The organism is Kribbella sp. NPDC104218, from assembly GCF_055584105.1.
Genome location: NZ_JBVJMQ010000003.1, coordinates 53237 through 72989, shown reverse-complemented (window position 1 = coordinate 72989; position 19753 = coordinate 53237). Strand labels below are relative to the sequence as shown.

The 19753-nt window shown below is 71.2% G+C and carries 18 protein-coding genes; 5 read left to right on the top strand and 13 right to left on the bottom strand.

The window, feature by feature from the left end:
* Positions 1-215 precede the first annotated feature (215 nt).
* Positions 216-542: a plasmid stabilization protein gene (locus ACZ6ZD_RS25395; protein WP_465676243.1), complete on the bottom strand. Its 327-nt coding sequence runs from the start codon at positions 540-542 to the stop codon at positions 216-218.
* Between the two features lie 12 nt (positions 543-554).
* Positions 555-1514 carry a TIGR03557 family F420-dependent LLM class oxidoreductase gene (locus ACZ6ZD_RS25390; RefSeq protein ID WP_465676241.1) on the bottom strand — a complete coding sequence of 320 codons (960 nt, stop codon included), beginning with the start codon at positions 1512-1514 and terminating at the stop codon, positions 555-557.
* 74 nt (positions 1515-1588) lie between these two features.
* On the opposite strand from ACZ6ZD_RS25390, the gene ACZ6ZD_RS25385 reads away from it, so the two are divergent.
* Entirely contained in the window at positions 1589-2881 is a 1293-nt protein-coding gene (locus ACZ6ZD_RS25385; protein WP_465676239.1) for a cytochrome P450, read from the top strand.
* Positions 2882-2893: 12 nt separating this feature from the next.
* On the opposite strand, the gene ACZ6ZD_RS25380 is transcribed toward ACZ6ZD_RS25385, so the two are convergent.
* A complete protein-coding gene (locus tag ACZ6ZD_RS25380; protein ID WP_465676237.1) occupies positions 2894-3079 on the bottom strand; it encodes a hypothetical protein in 186 nt (61 codons plus the stop codon).
* A 408-nt stretch (positions 3080-3487) separates the two neighbouring features.
* Here ACZ6ZD_RS25380 and ACZ6ZD_RS25375 point away from each other — a divergent pair, with 408 nt between their 5' ends.
* Entirely contained in the window at positions 3488-4393 is a 906-nt protein-coding gene (locus tag ACZ6ZD_RS25375) for a DUF2797 domain-containing protein (protein ID WP_465676235.1), read from the top strand.
* Here the strand turns inward: ACZ6ZD_RS25375 and ACZ6ZD_RS25370 are convergent.
* The 5 genes from ACZ6ZD_RS25370 to ACZ6ZD_RS25350 all read right to left on the bottom strand — a co-directional run bounded on the left by ACZ6ZD_RS25370 (position 4390) and on the right by ACZ6ZD_RS25350 (position 11256).
* Positions 4390-6435 (bottom strand): HelD family protein, encoded by a 2046-nt coding sequence (locus tag ACZ6ZD_RS25370; RefSeq protein WP_465676233.1) that lies wholly within the window; start codon positions 6433-6435, stop codon positions 4390-4392. The genes ACZ6ZD_RS25375 and ACZ6ZD_RS25370 overlap by 4 nt on opposite strands.
* Positions 6436-6625: 190 nt before the next feature.
* Positions 6626-7120: a beta-class carbonic anhydrase gene (locus ACZ6ZD_RS25365; RefSeq protein ID WP_171672662.1), complete on the bottom strand. Its 495-nt coding sequence runs from the start codon at positions 7118-7120 to the stop codon at positions 6626-6628.
* Positions 7121-7214: 94 nt separating this feature from the next.
* Positions 7215-8996 carry an ABC transporter ATP-binding protein gene (locus ACZ6ZD_RS25360; RefSeq protein WP_465676230.1) on the bottom strand — a complete coding sequence of 594 codons (1782 nt, stop codon included), beginning with the start codon at positions 8994-8996 and terminating at the stop codon, positions 7215-7217.
* Complete coding sequence (locus ACZ6ZD_RS25355) at positions 8989-10791, bottom strand: ABC transporter ATP-binding protein (protein WP_465676228.1); 1803 nt, start codon at positions 10789-10791, stop codon at positions 8989-8991. Before ACZ6ZD_RS25355 ends, ACZ6ZD_RS25360 begins: the two co-directional genes overlap by 8 nt.
* Positions 10792-10833: 42 nt before the next feature.
* Complete coding sequence (locus ACZ6ZD_RS25350; RefSeq protein ID WP_465676226.1) at positions 10834-11256, bottom strand: hypothetical protein; 423 nt, start codon at positions 11254-11256, stop codon at positions 10834-10836.
* A 41-nt stretch (positions 11257-11297) separates the two neighbouring features.
* On the opposite strand from ACZ6ZD_RS25350, the gene ACZ6ZD_RS25345 reads away from it, so the two are divergent.
* Positions 11298-12506 carry an ROK family protein gene (locus ACZ6ZD_RS25345; RefSeq protein WP_465676224.1) on the top strand — a complete coding sequence of 403 codons (1209 nt, stop codon included), beginning with the start codon at positions 11298-11300 and terminating at the stop codon, positions 12504-12506.
* 198 nt (positions 12507-12704) lie between these two features.
* On the top strand, positions 12705-13973 hold the full coding sequence (locus ACZ6ZD_RS25340; protein WP_465676222.1) for a peroxidase family protein: 1269 nt from the start codon (positions 12705-12707) through the stop codon (positions 13971-13973).
* Here the strand turns inward: ACZ6ZD_RS25340 and ACZ6ZD_RS25335 are convergent.
* Complete coding sequence (locus ACZ6ZD_RS25335) at positions 13939-15306, bottom strand: NAD(P)/FAD-dependent oxidoreductase (protein WP_465676220.1); 1368 nt, start codon at positions 15304-15306, stop codon at positions 13939-13941. The two genes, ACZ6ZD_RS25340 and ACZ6ZD_RS25335, sit on opposite strands and share 35 nt — an antisense overlap.
* Positions 15307-15450: 144 nt before the next feature.
* Between ACZ6ZD_RS25335 and ACZ6ZD_RS25330 the strand changes: the two genes are divergently transcribed.
* Complete coding sequence (locus tag ACZ6ZD_RS25330; protein ID WP_465676218.1) at positions 15451-17181, top strand: L-aspartate oxidase; 1731 nt, start codon at positions 15451-15453, stop codon at positions 17179-17181.
* A 45-nt stretch (positions 17182-17226) separates the two neighbouring features.
* On the opposite strand, the gene ACZ6ZD_RS25325 is transcribed toward ACZ6ZD_RS25330, so the two are convergent.
* Genes ACZ6ZD_RS25325 through ACZ6ZD_RS25310 form a run of 4 tightly spaced genes read right to left on the bottom strand, consistent with a single transcriptional unit; the run spans position 17227 to position 19735 of the window.
* A complete protein-coding gene (locus tag ACZ6ZD_RS25325) occupies positions 17227-17685 on the bottom strand; it encodes a nitroreductase family deazaflavin-dependent oxidoreductase (RefSeq protein WP_465676216.1) in 459 nt (152 codons plus the stop codon).
* 53 nt (positions 17686-17738) lie between these two features.
* Complete coding sequence (locus ACZ6ZD_RS25320; RefSeq protein ID WP_465676214.1) at positions 17739-18314, bottom strand: hypothetical protein; 576 nt, start codon at positions 18312-18314, stop codon at positions 17739-17741.
* A gap of 1 nt (position 18315) precedes the next feature.
* Positions 18316-19554 carry an Asp23/Gls24 family envelope stress response protein gene (locus ACZ6ZD_RS25315; protein ID WP_465676212.1) on the bottom strand — a complete coding sequence of 413 codons (1239 nt, stop codon included), beginning with the start codon at positions 19552-19554 and terminating at the stop codon, positions 18316-18318.
* Positions 19547-19735 carry a hypothetical protein gene (locus ACZ6ZD_RS25310; protein ID WP_465676210.1) on the bottom strand — a complete coding sequence of 63 codons (189 nt, stop codon included), beginning with the start codon at positions 19733-19735 and terminating at the stop codon, positions 19547-19549. Before ACZ6ZD_RS25310 ends, ACZ6ZD_RS25315 begins: the two co-directional genes overlap by 8 nt.
* Positions 19736-19753 lie beyond the last annotated feature (18 nt).

Sequence of the window (19753 nt, the reverse complement as noted above, 5' to 3'; positions counted from 1 at the left end):
CGATGAGCAACCGCGACTTCTGAGCGACCCCTGAAGGATGCCGCGTGCGCAACCGCGGCAGGTCACCGCCTCTCGAAAGGACGCCTCATGCGGAACCGCGACTTCTGATCCCGTCCGTAAGAACAGGAGGTAGTCGCCCGGGCGGGGGCGCGGCACGCTCACGGGCGCCGCGCGAGCCGCCGGCCCAGCGACTACCTCCTGTCGTTCGGGTCGCGCTACCCCCGACCCACTGCCCGCTCCAGCTCCGCCTTCGTCATCTTCGAGCGGCCCTTGATGTTCTTGTGCTTGGCCTCGTTGTAGAGCTGCTCCTTCGTGCGGCCACCCGGTCCGGAGTGCGAGCGCAGCCCGCCGCGGCGTCCGGAGGAGATGTCGTCGGTCGAGCTGCGGCTCGACTCCTTCGCCTCACCGGCTCGCGCGCGCTCCTTGTTGACGGTCCGCGCCGCGATCTCCTCGGCCGTGTCCTCGCTGCGGCCGCTCTGCTTCAGCCCGGCCTTGATGTGCTCGTACTGCCGTTCCCGCTTCTTGCTCGACCCAGCCGGCATGACGCGTTCCTCTCAATCAGCCTTGCGTAGTTCCGGAGCCAGTTCCTTGGTGAAGAAGTCGAAGAAGCCGTCCATGTCCGGCCCGGCGTTGATCAGCGCGAGCCGGTCGTACCCGGCGTCTGTGAACTGCCGCGCGACCTCGACGTGCCGCTCCACGTCCGGCCCACAGCCGAACTGCTCGCGCATGTGGTCGGCGGTCACCAGGGCCGTCGCGGCGTCGAAGTTCACCGGGTTCGGCAGCTCGGCCTGCACCTTCCAGCCGGTCACGCCGAAGCGGAACAACCGGCGCGCCGACTCGGCCGCCTCGTCCTCCGACTGCGCCCACGCCAACGGCACCTCGGCGTACGCCGGACCGAGCCCGCCCGACTCCCGGTACGTGGCGATCAGCTCGTCCTTCGGCTCGGTCACGAACAAAGCGTCGCCCAGCTCGCCCGCGAGCCGCGCCGCCGCTGGTCCGCCCGCCGCGACCGCGATGTCCGGCAGGACGTCGGGCAGGTCGAAGACGCGGGCGTCCTCGAGCTTCAGATGTTTCCCGTCGTACGAGTGGTAACCGCCGCTCCAGAGCAGGCGGATGATCTCGATCGCCTCGCGCAACATCTCGTGCCGCGTCGCCACCGCCGGCCACCCGGCGCCGACCACATGCTCGTTGAGCCGCTCCCCCGACCCAAGACCCAGCGTGAACCGCTCGCCGGACAGGATCGCCGTCGTCGCCGCAGCCTGCGCCACCACCGCCGGGTGGTACCTGATGAACGGACACGTCACCCCGGTCGCAAGCCCGATCCCTGACGTCCTCGTCGCGATCGCCGCCAGCATCGAGAACGCGAACCCCGAGTGTTCATGCTCGCCGATCCACGGATGAAAGTGATCACTCACCTCCACGAAGTCGAACCCGGCCGCCTCCGCCCGAACCGCCTGCTCGACGATCTCCAGCGGCCCGTACGCCTCCGCGATCAGTTTGAATCCCAGCTTCATGCGGTCCCGGTTACCGCCCCGCATCCGCCGCAAACCAGCCGTTTCACCGCCTCCACCCCGGGCACCGGCCGACCATGCCCCAGCCGATGCCCACCGCCTCCGTCCTCGATACGACTCGTGCGATCGGCGACGTACTCTTGCCGGTGGTCGCCCGCGGCGCCATCCTGCGCCGGCCGCGGCTGATGCGGCTCGCTGAGCTGCTGCAGGTCGACGCGCGGGCGTTGCGCGAGGTCCGGCGGCTGCGGACCCGGTACGCCGAGGGCCCGGTGCCGATCCGGATCGCGGGCCGAACCATCGCCTTGGTGACCGCACCCGAGGACGTCCGGCGAGTGCTGGACATGACGCCCGAGCCGTTCTCGGCGGCGACGACCGAGAAGGTCGGAGCGCTTCGGCATTTCCAGCCGCATGCCGTGCTGGTCACCGATCCGCCGCTCCGGCAACCGCGTCGCGAGCTCAATGAGCAGGCACTCGAGACGCATCAGCCCGTCCACCAGCACGCAGCCCGGATGCGGGCCGTGATCCGCGAAGAGCTCGCCCAGCTGATCGGAACCGTCGGGTGGACCGAGTTCCGCGCGGTCTGGTCCCGGATCGTTCGCCGGATCGTGCTCGGCGACTCGGCCCGGGACGATCTCGGGCTGACCACCGAGCTGGACTCACTCCGATCGGCCGCCAACTGGGTTGAGTTCGCGCCGCGGCGGCCCGCCGTCCGCCGCGGCTTCGAGGCGCGCCTGGACCGGTACGCCGAAGCCGCGGAGCCGGGCAGCCTGATCGCGATGCTGCCACCCGCCGACGACGCGACCGGCCAGGTCCCGCACTGGTTGTTCGCGTTCGACGCGGCCGGGATCGCCGTCTGGCGCGCACTCGCCGTCCTCGCTACCCGGCCGGCCCTGCTCGACCGGATCACGGCCGAGGCCCGGCACCCGGAGTCCTCACCGCTGATCGCGGTCGCCGGCGGCGCCGTCCAGGAGTCGCTCCGGCTCTGGCCGACGACGCTCGTCGTCCTGCGCGAGTCCCGCAGTACGACCGAATGGCGCGGACGGACGCTGCCCGCGGGCACCGAGTTCGCCGTCGTCAGCTCGGTCTTCCACCGCGACGACGAAGCTCTCGACTTCGCCGACGCCTTCGACCCGGATGTCTGGCTCGACGGCCGCACGGAGGGCGACTGGCCGATCATCCCTTTCAGCGCCGGCCCGGCCCGCTGCCCCGGCGAGAACGTCGTCCTCCTCACCACCAGCAGCGCCCTCAGCCACCTCGCCGACCACAACACCCTCGACCTGGATCCCCGAACCCGCACCCTCCTGGCCGGCCCGATGCCGAAGACCTTCGACCACACCACCCCGCGCCTAGCCTTCTGGAGAAAGCCATGACCGCTCGCGGGATCAGGAGTGCTCTCGAAGGGCCGGCTGGGCGGCCGGCTTTCGGTTAGCTGGTTTGTCGGCGGGTTGGTGTTCGCGGGGTGGGTGGGTCAGGCGCTGGGTGTGGACGGGGCCGCCGCCGAGGCGGCGGTACATCCAGCGGTGCTGGTCGTAGTCGTAGTAGGTGTCGACGCCGCCGACTGTGCTCATGGGTGTCCTTCGTGGTGCAGCTCCAGGGAGCGCGCCCGCTGTTGGACGACGCGGGAGGCCGGTACCCGGCCGGTTGGCCGTTATTCATCAGATTTCGGTCAAGTGTGGGCGCGGGGCGTCAACTTCGGGGCGCGTTGTCACGTCATGAACCAGTACGGGGTGCGTCTCACACACAGGAACGGTCGAGCGAGCGATGGGATGTGCACTGATGAGCCACGACGGTGGTGCGCCGGTGGAGGCCGGCGGTGAAGTGTGTCGGTTTGCGTGGGCAGTGGGCGGGCGGTCGCACGTGTGCCGCCAGGGCCACGGGCACGCGTTGCCCCACCAGTGCGGGTACTGCGGCGAGCAGCACGCGCCGCCGGAGGAGCTGAGCTGATTTGTCGGCGCCGTCGTCTACAGTCGGCGCCCATGAGTGACTCGACGCCGACCGACGGTGCCCGCCTGTCCGGCCTGGTCTGGAACGACGGCCGGCCGCAGTTCGAGTGGTCCGCGCCCGAGGGCTCGCAGCGGAGTCCGATCCGGCTCGGCGACCAGCTGGCCGTGACGGCCGGCCCCGATCGGCGCTGCCTGGGCATCTTCCGGCACGGACGCCGCCTCGGCTGCCCGACCGCCGTCGCACTACCGGCGACCGCGCACGGCCCGCTCTGCCCGGACTGCCAGACCCTCGACCGGTCCAACTCGATCGCCGCCGACACCCGGATGGACGACCCGCGCGAGTTCGCCGTGTACCTCGCTCACCACGGCAGCCGTCTCAAGGTCGGGATCACCGCCGTCGACCGCGGCCCGGCCCGCCTGCTCGAGCAGGGCGCGCTCAGCTCGACCATCCTGTCCACCGGCTCGCTGGCCGCGGCCCGCCGGGTCGAGCGCCTGTTCAGCTCCGCATTCGGGACGACGGACCGCGTCAACTCGCCGGTCAAGCGCGTCGCCCGCCTCGCTCCCCCGACCGCTGCCGAGCGCGCCGCAGAGCTGCATGCCCTCGCCGCCCAAGCCGGCGACCTCGACTGGCCGGACGGGCAAGAGCGCCGTCCGGCCGAGGTGACTGACCACCTGCCGACGTACGGTCTCGCGCCGACCGGCGTCCAGCCGACGCAAGCCCTGGCGCCGCTCGACTCGTACGGCGTCATCTCGGGCCGGCTCAGCTGCCACATCGGCCGCGACCTCTACCTCGACACCCCGCAGGGCCTCACGCTCGTCGACACCCAGCTGCTGGCCGGCTGGGAGCTGACGATGCTCGACCCCGCGGCTGTCTTCACCGCCGCGACGACGCCGATCGCCGTCCCGGTGCCTGAAGTCCAGCAGGACGCACTCTTCTAGGAAGTCGCTAGCGCGGCGGGCAGCGGCTCGGCGTGCACGAGGTGCAGCCGGCTGACGGCCCGGGTCAGGACGACGTACAGCCGGTGCAGCCCGCGCGGCTCGGCGGCCACGATCCGGGCCGGATCGGCGACGACGACCGTGTCGAACTCCAGACCCTTCGCGAGCGTGGCCGGTACGGCGATGAGCCGCCCGTTCTCCATCGCATCCTCGACCTCCCCCAACAGCGCAGTTGTCAGCCCCGCTGCGACCAGCTCGTCGCGCAGCCCGGCGATCTGCGCATCGGCCGCGATCACCGCCACCGATCCCTCACCGGCCAAGGCTGCCCGGCAGGCGTCGACGACTGCTGCGCCCACGGTGTCGGTCTGGACGACGGACAGCGCGTCGGCGACCGTGCGGACGCCGGTCGGGACGGACAGCGTCGGCGCGATCTCGGGCAGCAGCTTCGCCGCGAAGCTGATGATCTGCTCCGGCACCCGGAACCCGCGATCCAGCTCGGCCACCACGCCGTCCGACTTGTCGAGATGCCGCAGAACCCGGTCCCACGAGCCGGCGGCCCACGGCGTCGTCGCCTGCGCGATATCGCCGAGCACGGTCGCGGAGCCGATCCGGCAGCGGCGGCCGAGCGCGCGCAGCTGCATCGCCGACAGGTCCTGCGCCTCATCGAGCACCAGGTGGCCCAGCGAGCCGGGCTTCCGCTCGATCAGATCGTCCAGCTCGTCGAGCAGCGGCGTGTCCGCGGCCGACCACTTCGCGGTCTTCCACGACCGCGGCGGCTTGGCCCACAGCAGCGCGGTCTGCTCCTCCTTCGTCAGGTCGTCCCCGGCGACCTCGGCCAGGAAGTCCGCATCGGAGAGCAGGCGATGCAGCACCTGCTCCGGCGTCACCTTCGGCCAGACCGAGTTCACCAGCGACATCACCGGCTTCGACCGGGCGACGGCGTTCTGCACGCGGTCGTCCGGCGAGTCACCGCGGCGCTCCATCAACACCAGGACGGCGTGCGCCAGCCGCTGAGCGAGCGCGTTCCGGCCGGCGGCGTACCCGCTGCTGCCCTTGAGCGCCGCGACGATCTCCTGCGCCTCGTAGTCGTGCACCCGGAACCGCTGCGCGCCCTTGCTGTAGAGGACGCCTTCGGTCGGCGTCCCGATGAAGGACCAGAGCGCGCGCCCAAGCAGGGCCGGCATCCGCTCGTCGCCCTTCACCCGCGCGGTCTCCAGGTTGTCGGTGACCTGGATCGGGTGCGTGATCAGCTCGTCGATCGTGATCTGCCGGACGTCGACCTCACCGAGGGCCGGCAGCACCTTACGGATGTAGGCCAGGAACGAGCTGTTCGGCCCGACGATCACGACGCCGCCGCGGCTGAGCCGCTCGCGCTCGGTGTAGAGCAGATAGGCGACGCGGTGCAACCCGACGGCTGTCTTCCCGGTGCCGGGCGCGCCCTGGACGCAGACCGAGGGGCTGAGCGGCGCGCGGACCAGGTCGTCCTGCTCGGGCTGGATGGTCGCGACGATGTCCCGCATCGGGCCGGTCCGCGGCCGCTCGATCTCGGCGCGCAGGAACGCATCGCCCTGATCGCCGCCGGTCGGCCCGGTCAGCGGCTCGTCCTCGAAGCCGGTCAGCTCGGCGCTGTCGGAGAACCCGTACCGGCGGCGCAGCAGCACCCGCTGCCGATCGGACGGCGTCGCCCGGTAGAAGGGCACCGAGACCGGCGCCCGCCAGTCGATGACGATCGGCTCGCCGCCGCCGTCGTGGACGTGCCGGCGGCCGATGTAGATCCGGTCGATGCCCTCGATCGTGCCGGGCTCGTAGTCCAGCCGCCCGAAGAACAGCGGGACGTCGGGCAGGTCGACGAGCGCTTTGGTGCGCTGCTCGTAGGCGCGCTGGCTGGCCTCGTTGGTGAAGCGCTCGTCGTTGTCCTCACCGCCGATCACCGGGATCTCGCGGTGCAGGACGTCGACGTACATCCGGCGCAGGGCCGCGCGGGCCTCGGTGAGGAAGGCGCGCTCGCCGGTGAGCTCGGCGGTGGCGGTGGGGGCTTCGGCCATGACGGGGATGCCTCGTTTCGCGAAGGAGGGAACGAACGGACCGGCGGGCGACGACCAAAGGTCCCGCCCCGGGCCGGCGCCCGGTTCGATTCGATCCTTCACGTACAACTGCGAGCCACCCGGAAAGACAGGCGCCCGACGCTACCAGCGCCCCCGGGTGGCTGCCACCGATTAAATCCGCCGGCCGGGCTCAGTCGGTGACCTCCCGCAGGCTGCCCTTGGCGACGTCGTAGACGAACCCGCGCACGGACGTCTTGTTCGGGATGAACGGGTCGGCGGCGATCCGGCCGATCGACTGCCGGACGTCGGCGTCCAGGTCGGGGAACGCCTCGGCCGACCAGTCCGGCTTGAGGCCGGTATCGGCCTGGATGGAGGCCTTGAACTCGTCGTCGGTGAAGGTCAGCATGCCGCAGTCGGTGTGGTGGATCAGGATGATCTCCTGGGTGCCGAGCAGGCGCTGGCTGATCGCCAGGCTGCGGCGCTCGTCGGCGGTGATCACGCCGCCGGCGTTGCGGATGACATGCGCGTCGCCCTCGGACAGGCCGAGCAGACCGTACGGGTTCAGCCGGGCGTCCATACAGGCGACCACGGCCACGCGCTTGGCCGGCGGCAGCGGCAGCTCGCCCTTGTCGAAACTCTCCGCGTAGCGCTCGGCATTGGCCAGCAGCTCGTCGGTGACACTCATCGGACCCTCCAGATAAGTAGAGTAAGTTGATCCGAACAGTAGCTTTTCCGCGTCATTCCGGGACCGGGTCCCACCTGGTGGACGTTCGGGCCGGTCAGCGGTAGGCGCGGGCCTGCAGCTCGAACAGCTCCGCGTACCGGCCGCCGGCCGCGAGCAGCTCCTCGTGGCTGCCGACCTCTTCGATCCGGCCGTGGTGCATGACCACGATCAGATCGGCCATCCGCACGGTCGAGAAGCGATGCGAGACCAGCACGGTGATCCCACCGGTCTCGGCCGCCGCCGCGCGCGCCGCGGTCGCGTACTGCTCGTAGAGCCGATGCTCCGCCTCCGGATCGAGCGCCGCCGTCGGCTCGTCGAGCAGGAGCAGCATCGGTTTCTCCCGCATGAAGGCGCGCGCCAGCGCGAACCGCTGCCACTGCCCGCCGGACAGCTCGACGCCGCCGGCGAACTTCTTGCCCAGCTGCGTGTCGAGCCCGTGCGGCAGCCCGGCCAGCACGGACTCCGCGTCCCCGCGCCGGACCGCGGCCTGGACGGCGGCGGCGTCGTCCATCCGGCCGACGTCGCCGATCCCGATCACCTCACGCGCGATGAGCTCGAACTTCACGAAGTCCTGGAACCCGGCCGCCAGCCCGGATCGCCAGCTGTCCGGCGCGATCGTCGCGAGATCCACGCCGTCGACCAGGATCTGCCCGCTGGTCGGGTCGTACATCCGGGCCAGCAACTTCACCAGCGTCGTCTTCCCCGCGCCGTTCTCCCCCACCAACGCGACCGCCGACCCGGCCGGCACGGTCAGGCTCACGCCGCTCAGGACGGCCGACTCCGCGCCCGGGTAGGCGAAACCGACGTCCCGGAGCTCGATCCCGGTGGTCAGCCGGCGCGGCGCCGGTGTCGTGCTCTGCCGCCAGGAGTTCGCCTTGGCGTATTCGCGCAGCCAGTCGTAGCGGCTGAAACTGCGCACGACTTCGCCGATCCAGTAGACGTTCTGCGCGATCCCGCCGGTCATCTGATCGACCTGCGGCGCGAGAAGCAGCACGAGCACCACGTCACCGGCGGTCTGCTGCCCGTTCCGCGCGCGGATCACGATCCACACGACGGCTGCGGCGTACAGCAGACCGAACAGCAACCGGACCGCGCCGTCCACCTTGCCGCTCCAGCGCGCCGCGGCCACCAGTAGCCGGAAGCGCTGCGCCTGGAGCGCGGTGATCCGCTCCAGCAACACGCGCCGCAAGCCGAACACCCGGACTTCGAGGCCTGTCCGCGGGTCCTTCGCGATCTCGATCAGCCGATCGGCCAACCGCTCCTGCGGCATCGTGTCCTCGTGGGCCTGCTGCTCGCGCATGTTGCCCTGGTACGCCGACCAGACCCGCGACGTCCCGAGCAGCGGCAGCAGCAAGAGCACCGGATGTACGGACCCGAGCAGGCTGAGCACGGTCACGGTGTTGGTGACCGTGCCGAACAGCCAGAGCAGCACCTCGGACCCGACGCCCATCTTCCAGGCGCGCTCCCGCACGAACTCCAGCCGGTCGGAGACATCGGCCCGCTCATGCTGTGTCAGCCCCGGAATCCCGGTCGTCACGTCCAGCAGGTCCGCGTGCACGCGACCCGCCATCCGCTCCTCCGCAGTCACCTGCACCGGCCAGGCCACCACGTCGCCGAGGAACGACACCGCGAGCCCGCCGACGATGATCGCGATGCCGGCCGTGATCGTGGCCGACCGATCCGCAGTGAGCCCTTCGACGAGCAGGCTGATCCCGAAGGTCTGCGCCGGCGCGGCCACCGCGCGCAGCGCGACCAGCACGGTCGCGACCACCATCAGCAGCGGCGCCGCCCGGAACGACGTCGACACCCACAGGGCGCCGATCCGCAGGCTACGCATCGGCCGCTCCGCTCACGTACCGCTCAGCTTGCAGGCGGAACATCCTGGCGTAGGCGCCATCGGCGGCGAGCAACTGCTCGTGGGTACCGTCCTCGACGATCCGCCCATCGGCGAGCACACAGATCCGGTTGGCGTTGCGGACGACGGAGAACCGGTGCGAGATGATCAGCGACGCGACCCCGGACGTCAGCTCGAGGTAACGCTCGACCAGCTCGATCTCGGCCCGGACGTCGAGCGCCGCGGCCGGCTCGTCCAGCACCAGGACGCCGGCGCCGCCGCGGACGGCGTACAGCGCGCGGGCCAGCGCGAAGCGCTGCCACTCACCGCCGGACAGGTCCACACCGCCCTCGAAAGTCTTGTCCAGCACGGTCTCCCAGCCGGCGGGCAGCTCGCGGACCAGCTCCGCGATCCCGGCCTCGCGCGCCACCTGCGCCCGGACGCCTGGATCGCCGGCCCGCTCGACCGCGCCGAACAGCACGTTGTCGTCGGCCGACAGCGGGAAGCGCAGGAAGTCCTGCACGATGGCCGCGATCCGCCGCTGCCAGACCGCCAGATCCAGCTCCGCGAGATCGACGCCGTCGACGGTGATCCGGCCCGAGGTCGGCCGGTACACGCCGCCGAGCAGCTTCACCAACGTCGATTTCCCCGCGCCGTTCACGCCGACCAGCGCCAGCGCCTCACGCGCCCGGATCGTCAGGTCGAGCCCACGCAGCACATCGGTCTGCGCGCCCGGGTAGCGGAACGTCACCTGCTCGAAGCGGATCTCCCGCACCGGCATCGTCTCGACCCGATGCGGCCCGCTGACGACCGGCTCCGGATGGCGGGCGGCGATCGTGGCCGGCAGCGCCACCATCGCCCGGTACGCCGACAGCCCGCGCCGGATCTGGACGATGCCGTAGCCGCTGCCGGCGACGCCGATCGCGAGAATCGCCGGGACCGTCGTCGCGACCTGGGTGATCGGCAGCTCACCGGCCAGCGCGGCCCGGCCGACCAGCAGGATCGCGAACCCGTCGACGGCCAGCCGCACCAACCCCATCAGGACCGACCAGCCGACATTGCGGCCACGCCGCGCCCAGACCGCGCGGAAACCGGCCGCCCACTCCCGCGTGTAGCGGCGGACCAGCCAGTCGTGCAGACCGAAGACGCGGAGCTCCTTCGGAGCGTCACGCATCCCGAGATCGAAGACGTAGTTCGCGCGCCGCTGCTCCTCCGTGTTCCCCCACCAGACGTCGATCTCGCGCTCGATCATCCGGCCCTGATGCCACTCCAGCAGTAACGTCACGCCGACCAGCAACGCGGCGACCGCCCAGGAGAACATGACGCCGACGATCACGCCCGAGCCGGCCATCGTGACCCGCGCGGCGAGCACCCAGGGCAACTGCCCCATCCCCTGGGCCAGATGGAAACCGCCCTTGCCCTTGGCCCGCTCCTGGACGTCGAGGACCTCGCCGTCCTCGAGATGCTCGATCCGCAGCGGCCGCAGCAACGGCTCGGTGATCCCGATCCCGATCTCGCGCACGACCGCCGCCTCCAGGACCATCTCGGCGACCCGATGCAACGCGGGCTGCAAGCTGTCGAGGACGAAGACCGTCAACAGGGCCGCGAGCAACCATCCGAAGGCCCACAACGACATCGCCCCCGGCGCGTCGTCGACGACCGCGGGCACCGCGCCGACCACCTGCCCGGTGAGCAGCGTGACCGCCATCCCCAGCAGCGACCCGAGCACGGCGATGCCGACGGTCGACGCCGCCGCGAACGGCGCGATCCGCATCCCGTATCTCAGCAGAGTCAGCACCCGACAGACCGTAACCGGGCCCGCCGACAAAATGCATCCGAGTTACCGCAAGAGCTCGTTCCGCCGCATTTCCAGCAGATCCGCGAGCTTGATCGACTCGCCGTCACGGCCGCCTTGACCGACCACGAGCGGCGGATCCGACGCCAGGACCCGGACGCCGGTCAGCCGGGCCGCGAGGCTGTTCGACGTCCCGAGGATGTAGAAGTTGGCCTCGGCATCGACCGCCACCGAACGATTCCGGCGCAGGTACCAGCCGGTCAGGCCGGTGCGGTAGCTGGTACCGGTCCCGATCACCTGCGCCCGCAGCGGTTCCGGCGCGACTCCGCGCTCCCGCAGCTCCTGGACGAACGCGACCAACAGCTCACGCGCCTGCGCCGATTCGGCGACCTTACGCCGCTCCAGCGCCGCCGCCTGTTCCACGGACGCCGCCCGCCGTCGCTCCCGCCAACTCTCCTCGTCCGCCACGCCTTCACGCTAGCGCAGCGGTCATCGGAGATGATCAGCCCATGCAATCGGACAGAGCTGACGGTGGACGGTCCGGGGACTCCTCCCTGCTGCGCAGGCTGAATCGCGCTGCGGCACTGCAGGCGTTCCTGGACGCCGAGGCGCTGACACCCCGTGAGCTGCGGGACGCGGTCGGTGTCTCTCGGCCGACCGCCGAGGAGCTACTGACCGACCTGCTGGCCGAGGGCTGGGTGGAAGAGACCACTGCACGACGGCAAGCCGGAGCAGGACGCACAGCGGGCCGACCGGCTCGTCAGTTCCGGTTTCGCGCGTCGGCCGGCTATGCGACCGGGATCGACATCGGCGCGCACAAAACGATGACAGTGGTCACCGACCTGCGCGGCAACACCTTGGCGACCCGCCGCGTCGAGCTGGACCCGGAGTCGCCCGCCCACGAGCGGCTGCGCATCGTGACCGACGCCGTCCAGTACATCTGGCGCAAGGCCCATCTGGTCCCGGAGGACATCATCGGGATCGCCTGCGGGGTCACCGGCGCGCTGCGAGCAGGCAAAGACGTCCAGGACGTACGCCGAGGTCCGGTCGGCTCAGACCTGACCGTGTACTCGCTGCCGGGCTTCACCGAGGTCGACGTCCCCGCAGTGCTCGCGGAGCGCCTCGGCCGGCCGGTGACCGTCGCGAACGACGTCAAACTCGCGGCGCTCGCCGAGCACTGGAAGGGCGCGGCGCAGCAGTACCGCGACATCGTCTACATGTTCGCCGGGCATCGCGCCGGCGCCGGCGTCCTGATCAACGGCGAAGTACACCAGGGCCGGCACGGCGTCGCCGGTGAGATCGGCACCCTGCCGATGCTCGGCTGGGACCAGGCCGTCGACGACCTGCACCGCCGCGGCAGCCAGCTCGCCGCCGAGCAGAACGTCGCACCAGGCTCCGAAGGCGAGCTCGTCATCGCCTCCGCCGCCCTGCAGGACCCGAACAGTCAGCGCGTACTGACCGCCTTCGCCGAGGTCCTGGCCCGCGGCGCCGCCGTCCTCGCCCTCGCGGTCGACCCAGAGGTCGTCATCCTCGGCGGCGGCATGTCACGCGGCGGCGCCATCATCGCCGAACCCTTCCGCCGCGAACTCGCCAAACACACCCTCGTCCCCCTCGACATCGCCACCTCCACCATGGGCGCCGACTCCGTAGCCCTAGGCGCCGCCCGCCTCGCCCTCGACGCCTTCACCACCGACCTCCTCACCGTCCCCGGCGCGTGACACCTGGCCGGCAGGCCGCGAGCCGACGTGGTTTGCCGGGGGCCGTCACAGGTTGGGGGGCTGGGCTGTCTTGTGGGGTATTGGGCGGCGTGGTGAGAGGTGGGATGTATGCACGGGAGTCGGGTGGCGGCTCGGGATCATTGTTTGAGCCTGGTGCGCGGGGTTGATCGGCCGACGGGGGCTGCGCGGTACGGGCGGATGTTTCCTGGGCTGGAGCCGTTGGGGGCGGATCCGCAGGCGCTGCTGCGGGCGGGTAGTGGCGGCGGGATCTGTGATGCGACTGCGGCGCTGGCCGAGTTGCCTGGTGGGGACGACGCGCTTGAGGCGGCCGGGTGGCCGTTCTTCGGGCAGTTGCTCGCGCATGACACGACTGCGGATCGGTCGCCGTTGGGGAGCGGGACCGATCCGGATGCGCTGCGGAACGCGCGGGCGCCGAAGCTCGACCTGGAGATGTTGTACGCCGATGGGCCGATCGGCGCGCCGTACTTGTTCGACGTCGCGGACCCGGCGAAGTTCTTGCTGACGCCGGATGGCGCCGACGTACCGCGGAATCCGCAGGGCGTCGCGCTGATCGGCGACCCGCGCAACGACGTCCATCTGTTCTCGCTGAGTTTGCATGTGGCGCTGCTGCGCGCGCACAACCGGATCGTGGATCTGCTGCGAGAGAGCGCTGTCCCGGAATCCGAGGTGTTCGATCGGGCCCGGATCACGCTGACCTGGCACTACCAGTGGATCGTCGTCCACGACTTCTTGCCGCGGCTCGTCGGGCGGCCGCTGGTCGACAACGTGCTGACGTACGGCGGCCGGTGGTTCGCTCCGGCGCCGGGCGCGGCGTTCATCCCGCTGGAGTACGCCGATGCGGCGTACCGCTACGGCCACGGGCAGATCCGGCACACGTACCGGCTGGTCGAGAACGGTCCCGAGGTACCGCTCTTTCCCGATCTCGTCGGGTTCGGGCCGTTGCCGGCCGATCGGCGGCTCGACTTCGCGCAGATCTTCGACCTGCCGGGACGGCCACCGGCGCAGCGGGCGAAGCGGCTCGACGGGCGCCTCCCGGCCAGCCTGATCGGGCTGCCGGCCCAGGTGACCGGGGAGGTGGACGCCGAGGCCTACCGATCACTCGCCGTCCGCGATCTGCTGCGGGGCGAGACGACCGGGCTGCCCAGCGGTGAGGCGATCGCCGAGATCATGGGTGAGAGAGCGCTCCCCGGCAAAGCTCTCGGCGCGGTCTGGCCGCACGGGACGCCGTTGTGGTTCTACATCCTCAAGGAGTCCGAGTACCTGACCGCCGGCGATCGGCTCGGCCCGGTCGGCGGCCGGATCGTCGCGGAGGTCCTGATCGGGCTGCTCCGCGCCGACCCGGCGAGCTACCTCAGTCTCAAGCCCGGCTGGACGCCGACCCTGGCGCCCACGTTCCGGCTGGCAGACCTGCTCACACTGTCCCCGACTGCACCGGGAGCTCAGTAGTGGCAGCGGGCGCCGTGACCGAGGCCGGTGCTGCGGCCTCGGTCACGAACGCGTCCCGAGGATGTTGCACCGACGCGAGCGACACGATGTCGCGGCCGTACACCGCGGCGGCGAGCCACACGAACAGCACCCGGACCTTCCGGTCCCAGGTCGGGACGGCGAGCACGTGGTACCCGCGATGCATCAGCCAGGCGAGCACGCCCTTGATCACCAGGCGCCGGAACTGGAAGATGCCCGTCCCCAACCCGAGCGTCGCGACCGCGCCGAGCGTGTGGTGCAGATACTTCTTCGGCGCCCGCCCGCGCAGGTCGGCGCGCAAGTTCTTGGCGAGCAAACGCCCTTGCCGGACGGCGTTCTGCGCGTTCGGCACCGTCAGCGACCCGGGCACCGCGAGGTCGGGGATCGCCGCGTCGTCACCCGCGGCCCACGCGTCCGGCACGATCTCGTCGTCCGTCCCGACCCGCAGGTCGGGCCGCGTCCGGATCAGGCCGCGCTCGGTCACCGGCAGGTCGGTGTGCCCGCGGACGAGCCGCGTCGCCGCGTTCCCCGCCGTCCACACGATCAGGTCGGAGTCGTACTCCGTGCCGTCGGACAAGATGACGTGGCCGTCGACGGCCGAGACCATCGTCGTCTCCAGGTGCAGGTGCGCGCCCCGCGATTCGAGCAGCTTGGCGACCCACCGCCGCGGCCCGTCGGTCACCTCCGGCAGCATCCGTTTCGTCGCCTCGACCAGGTGGAACGACAGGTCGTCGCGGGTCAGCGTCGGGTACTTCTTCAGCAGACTGTTGGCCAGCGACAGCAGCTCGGCGAAGCCCTCCACGCCGGCGAACCCGGCGCCGACGAAGGTGACCGTCAGCAGCCGCTTCCGCTCCGGCCCGGCCGGCAGCCCGGACGCCTCGTCGAAGGCGGTCAGCAGCCGGTCGCGGACCCAGACGGCCTCTTCGACATGTTTGAGCCCGATCGCGTGCTCGGCGACCCCGGGCAGGTCGAACGTGCGGGTGATCGCGCCGGCCGTCACCACGATGACGTCGTACGGCAGCTCGAACTCAGGCCCCTGCATCGGCTTGACCGTGACCGCGCGGCGCGCGTGCTCGACCTTCGTCACCGCGCCGGAGATCACTCGCGTCCGCCGCAGGTTGCGGCGCAGCGAGATCGCGGCGTGCCGCGCCTCGACGGATCCGGACAGGACTTCGGGCAGGAACGGCTGGTACGTCATGTACGGCCGCGGATCGATCAGCACCACCTCGGCCTCGCCGCGCCGAAGCTTCTTCTCCAGGCCCCACGCCGTGTAGAAGCCGGCGTACCCGCCTCCGACCACCACGATTCTGCGCACTGCTGCCTCCATCTCGCTGAGACTCTCACCACTAAGACAGCACAGACGGCCCCGATGTGACAGCGCCCACCCCGCGTGAGCGTCACACTTCGCCCGCGCGCGTGGTCCATTGGAGTGAGACGACGAAGCGAAGGGGAGCCGTAGATGACCGCCGAACAGCAGATCGCAACCTCCGTACTGGTGATCGGGACAGGTGGCGGCGGGTTGCGGGCCGCGATCGAACTCGCCGAGCAGGGCGTCGACGTCCTTGCCCTCGGCAAACGGCCGCGCTCCGACGCGCACACCGCGCTGGCCGCCGGCGGCATCAACGCGGCGCTGGCCACGATGGACGCCGAGGACAGCTGGCAGCAGCACGCCGCCGACACCCTGCAGGAGAGCTACTTCCTGGCCAACCCGGACACCGTCCGGATCGTCACCGAAGGCGCGGCCCGCGGGATCGAGGACCTGGAGCGCTACGGGATGCCGTTCGCCCGCGAGGCCGACGGCCGGATCTCGCAGCGGTTCTTCGGCGCGCACACCTATCGGCGGACGGCGTTCGCCGGTGACTACACCGGCCTGGAGATCCAGCGCACGCTGGTGAATCGGGCCGTGCAGCTCGGGGTGCCGATCCTCGACAACGTGTACGTGACGCGGATCCTGGTCCGCGACAACACGGTGTTCGGGGCCTACGGGTTCGATCTGTCGACCGGTCGGCGGTACGTGATCCACGCGGACGCGGTGATCCTCGCGGCCGGCGGTCACACCCGGATCTGGCGGCGGACGTCGTCCCGGCGCGACGAGAACACCGGCGACTCGTTCCGCCTGGCCGTGCAGGCCGGTGGCCGGATCCGCGACCCCGAGCTGGTCCAGTTCCACCCGTCCGGGCTGCTCGAGCCGGAGAACGCGGCCGGAACGCTGGTCTCCGAAGCCGCGCGCGGCGAGGGCGGCCAGCTCCGGAACGCGCTCGGAGAGCGCTTCATGACCCGGTACGACGCCGAGCGGATGGAGCTCTCGACCCGGGACCGGGTCGCGCTCGCGGCGTACACGGAGATCATGGAAGGACGCGGGACGCCGAACGGCGGCGTCTGGCTGGACGTCTCGCACCTGCCGCGCGAGACGATCATGCGCCGGCTGCCGCGCGTCTACCAGACGCTGCTGGAGCTGCAGATGCTCGACATCACCAAGCAACCGATCGAGATCGCGCCGACCGCGCACTACTCGATGGGCGGCGTGTGGGTCCGGGCCGAGGACCACAGTACCGGCGTCGACGGGCTGTACGCGCTCGGCGAGGCCGCGAGCGGTCTGCACGGCGCGAACCGGCTCGGCGGGAACTCGCTGATCGAGCTGCTGGTGTTCGGGCGGATCGTGGCCGAGGAGGCCGCGAAGTACTCGATCGGCCGGGAGTCGCAGCAGCGCTCGGCGTCCGTCGTCGCGGAGGCGCGGGCCGAGGTCGACGGGTTGCTCGCCGGGGACGGGCCGGAGAACGTCCGAGCGTTGCAGAGGGCGCTCCGCGACACGATGACCGCGCGGGCCGGCGTCGTCCGCGACGAGACCGGACTGCGGGCCGGGATCGACGAGCTGACCGAGATCGAGGAGCGGATCACGCAGGTCGGCGTCCATCCCGATATCGCCGGGTTCCAGGATCTGGCGCACGCGTTCGATCTGAAGTCGTCGGCGCTGGCGGCCCGGGCCACGCTGGACGCGGCGCTGGAACGGCGCGAGACCCGCGGCTGCCACAACCGGTCGGACTACCCCGAGCTGGACGAGTCGCTGCAGGTCAACCTGGTGTGGTCCGGCCCCGGCCAGGTCGAGCAGGAAGCGATCCCCGCGATCCCGGCCGAGATCCGGGCGCTGATGCGCGACGACATCTCCGTCGAGGGCAAGCTCGTCGAGTGACCGCTACATAGCGGCCTCTGGTACGGCGAGGGCCGGGCTGCGGCGTCACGCGCGGGCGGTGAGCCGGACGACCGGGTACTTGCGGTCCGACTTGGCCTGGTACTTCTCGTAGCGCGGCTGGGCCTGGGTGATCTTCGCCCAGGCCCCGGCGTACGCCTCGGCGTACAGGCTCTCGGGGGTGACTGCGAGGACGCCGCGGCCGGGCAGCTCGATGGTCACCTCGGCGGGGTTGGCGAGCAGGTTGGCGTGCCAGTCCGGGTTCTGGCTGCCGCCGCCGGAGCCGACGATCAGCCAGCTGTCGGAGCCGTCGGGAAACCAAGAGAGCGCTGTCTCGCGACGCTGACCGCTGCGGCGGCCGACCGTGGTCAGGACCAGCAGGTCCATACCCATGAAGGTTGCTTTACCGCGGCGGATCTTCTGCACCGTCCGCGCGCCGGTCGTGCGCTGGAGCCAGCGAGAGAGCGCTCCCGGCGTTCCTGGTTTGCGTTTCTTGGTCGTGTCCATGGTCAGAACGCTAGGACCGCGGGATGCGCGCGGGCTTCTCGATTCCTGACCACCTAGACGACGCGGGGCAGCGGCGTGGCCTTGTCGGTCCGGGCGACGCGCAGGCGGACGCGGGTGCGCAGTTTCGGCAGGTCGACGACCTCGGCGAGCTGCTCGGCAGTCCGGAGCGCGGCCGCGTGGACCGCTTTCAGGTCGGCGGTCGGCTCGATCGTGCAGGTGAGCTCGGCGACGAGCTGACCGCGATCGGCGACCACCTGACCGGAGCCGTCGCGCACGCCCGGCGTGTTGGCCAGCGTCTGGGCGGCAGCGTCCACCGCCGAGCTCGCGTCGGCGGTCAGCTGGCCCGTGCGATCTCCGCCGGGGAGCGCGAACCGGCCGTCCACGCGTCGCGGCAGATGCCGCGCCAGCCACCACAGGCCGAGCAGAATCAATGTCACGCCGGCCGCACCTGTTGCCCACGGCCACCAATCGGCCGTGCTGATATCCGTCCACGGGCCGAAGGTCCGGCGATCTGGTGCCTGCGGCGACTCGCCGTACTTCCAGGCCAGGGCGGCGCCTCCGGCCGCGATCAGGCCGAGCGCGACCACCAGCCCGACTGTCCGATCCAGCGCGATCACTCCGCGACGCATGTCATTCCTCCCGTACGACGATCCGGGTCCGCGGCGCGGCCTTCAGCACCGCGAGCCGCTCACCCACCGCGCTCTCCACATCCCCCGCCACCCGCTCGGACTCCCCGAACGTGGTCACCACGACCTCGACGCGACGCCGCTTCCGCACTCCCGAAACCGCCGTCACCGAGTCCACCCCGCGAGCGCTCTGCACCGCCACCCGCTCGACCCCGCGAAGCCACACCAGGCCGTCCGCCCCGACCCCGAGCTCACTCCCCCGGCGCCGCTTCAAACACAACCCCAAGACCCCGATCCCCAACGCGATCGCCGCAATCCCCAACGGCAGCACCCACCCGGCGGCGCGATCCAGCGTCACGCCCCGCCGCAACCCCCAACCAACCCAGGACTCCCCGCCCGCCAGCCCACTCGCCGACGCCATCTCCCAAATCCCCCAACACCCCGCCAACACAACCCCAACAGCCCCCAGAACCCCCACCCACAAAACCGCCGGCGCCCCCACCGGCCGCTTCCCCACCACCACCCGCCCCGCCCGAGCGCCATCAGCCGGAGCACTCGCCTCGGCGTCCACACCCCCACCCGCGGACGACGAACCGACCGTACTCACAGCCGACCCACCGGCATACGAGCCATCAGCCGCATCCACCGACCCCGCCTCGGCATCAGCACCCCGCCCGCCAGCTGCTGAGGCCGCCCGGGCAGGAGCACCCACTCCCCCAGCACGCGCGGCGTCAGCCGCGGCACTCGCGTCCGCGCCAGCCCGCTGGTCGACAACTGCCGCGGTCGACCGGACAGGAGCAGCCGCAGGCGCGGCGTCAGCCGCAGCACTCGTGTCGGCGTCGACTGTGGTGATGGTGATGTCGGCTCGGTCGACGGTGAGGCCGGTGAAGTCCTGGACGGCGGTGGCGATGGTGGTGCGGAGGTCTTGGGCGGTCGGGGTCAGCGGGCTGGGCCAGGTGATGGCGGTTTCGAGGTGCAGGCGGACGTGCGTTCCGGCGACGACGGCTTGGGCCTTGGGCAGGCCGCGGCGCAGGAGGGCCGGGTGACGGCTGGTGGCAGGGTGCCGGCGAGCGGTGATCTCGACGATCCGCTCGACGGCGCGGGTACTGATCTCGAGCCGGCCGCGATCGCCCCCGAATGCGATCGCGGACGGCGCCGAGAGCGCGACCGGTCCGTCCACCGGCCGCTCCTCGCCCGGCGTCCCGTCCTCGAGCGAGGACGCCGGGAGCTTCGTGTCAGCCACGGTTGCGGCGGGACAGGAGATCGTCGAGCGCCTTCGACGTCGTGCCGTCGGACAGGAAGCGGCCGACGACGAAGCCGACGGCTCCGAGCACGAGCGCGAGCAGGAAGCCGGGGAAACCGCCGGCCGCGGCCGCGACGGCGATCAGCAGGCCGGCGAACAGGCCGATGGTCGAGGTGCTCACACGAATCTCCTCAGGAAG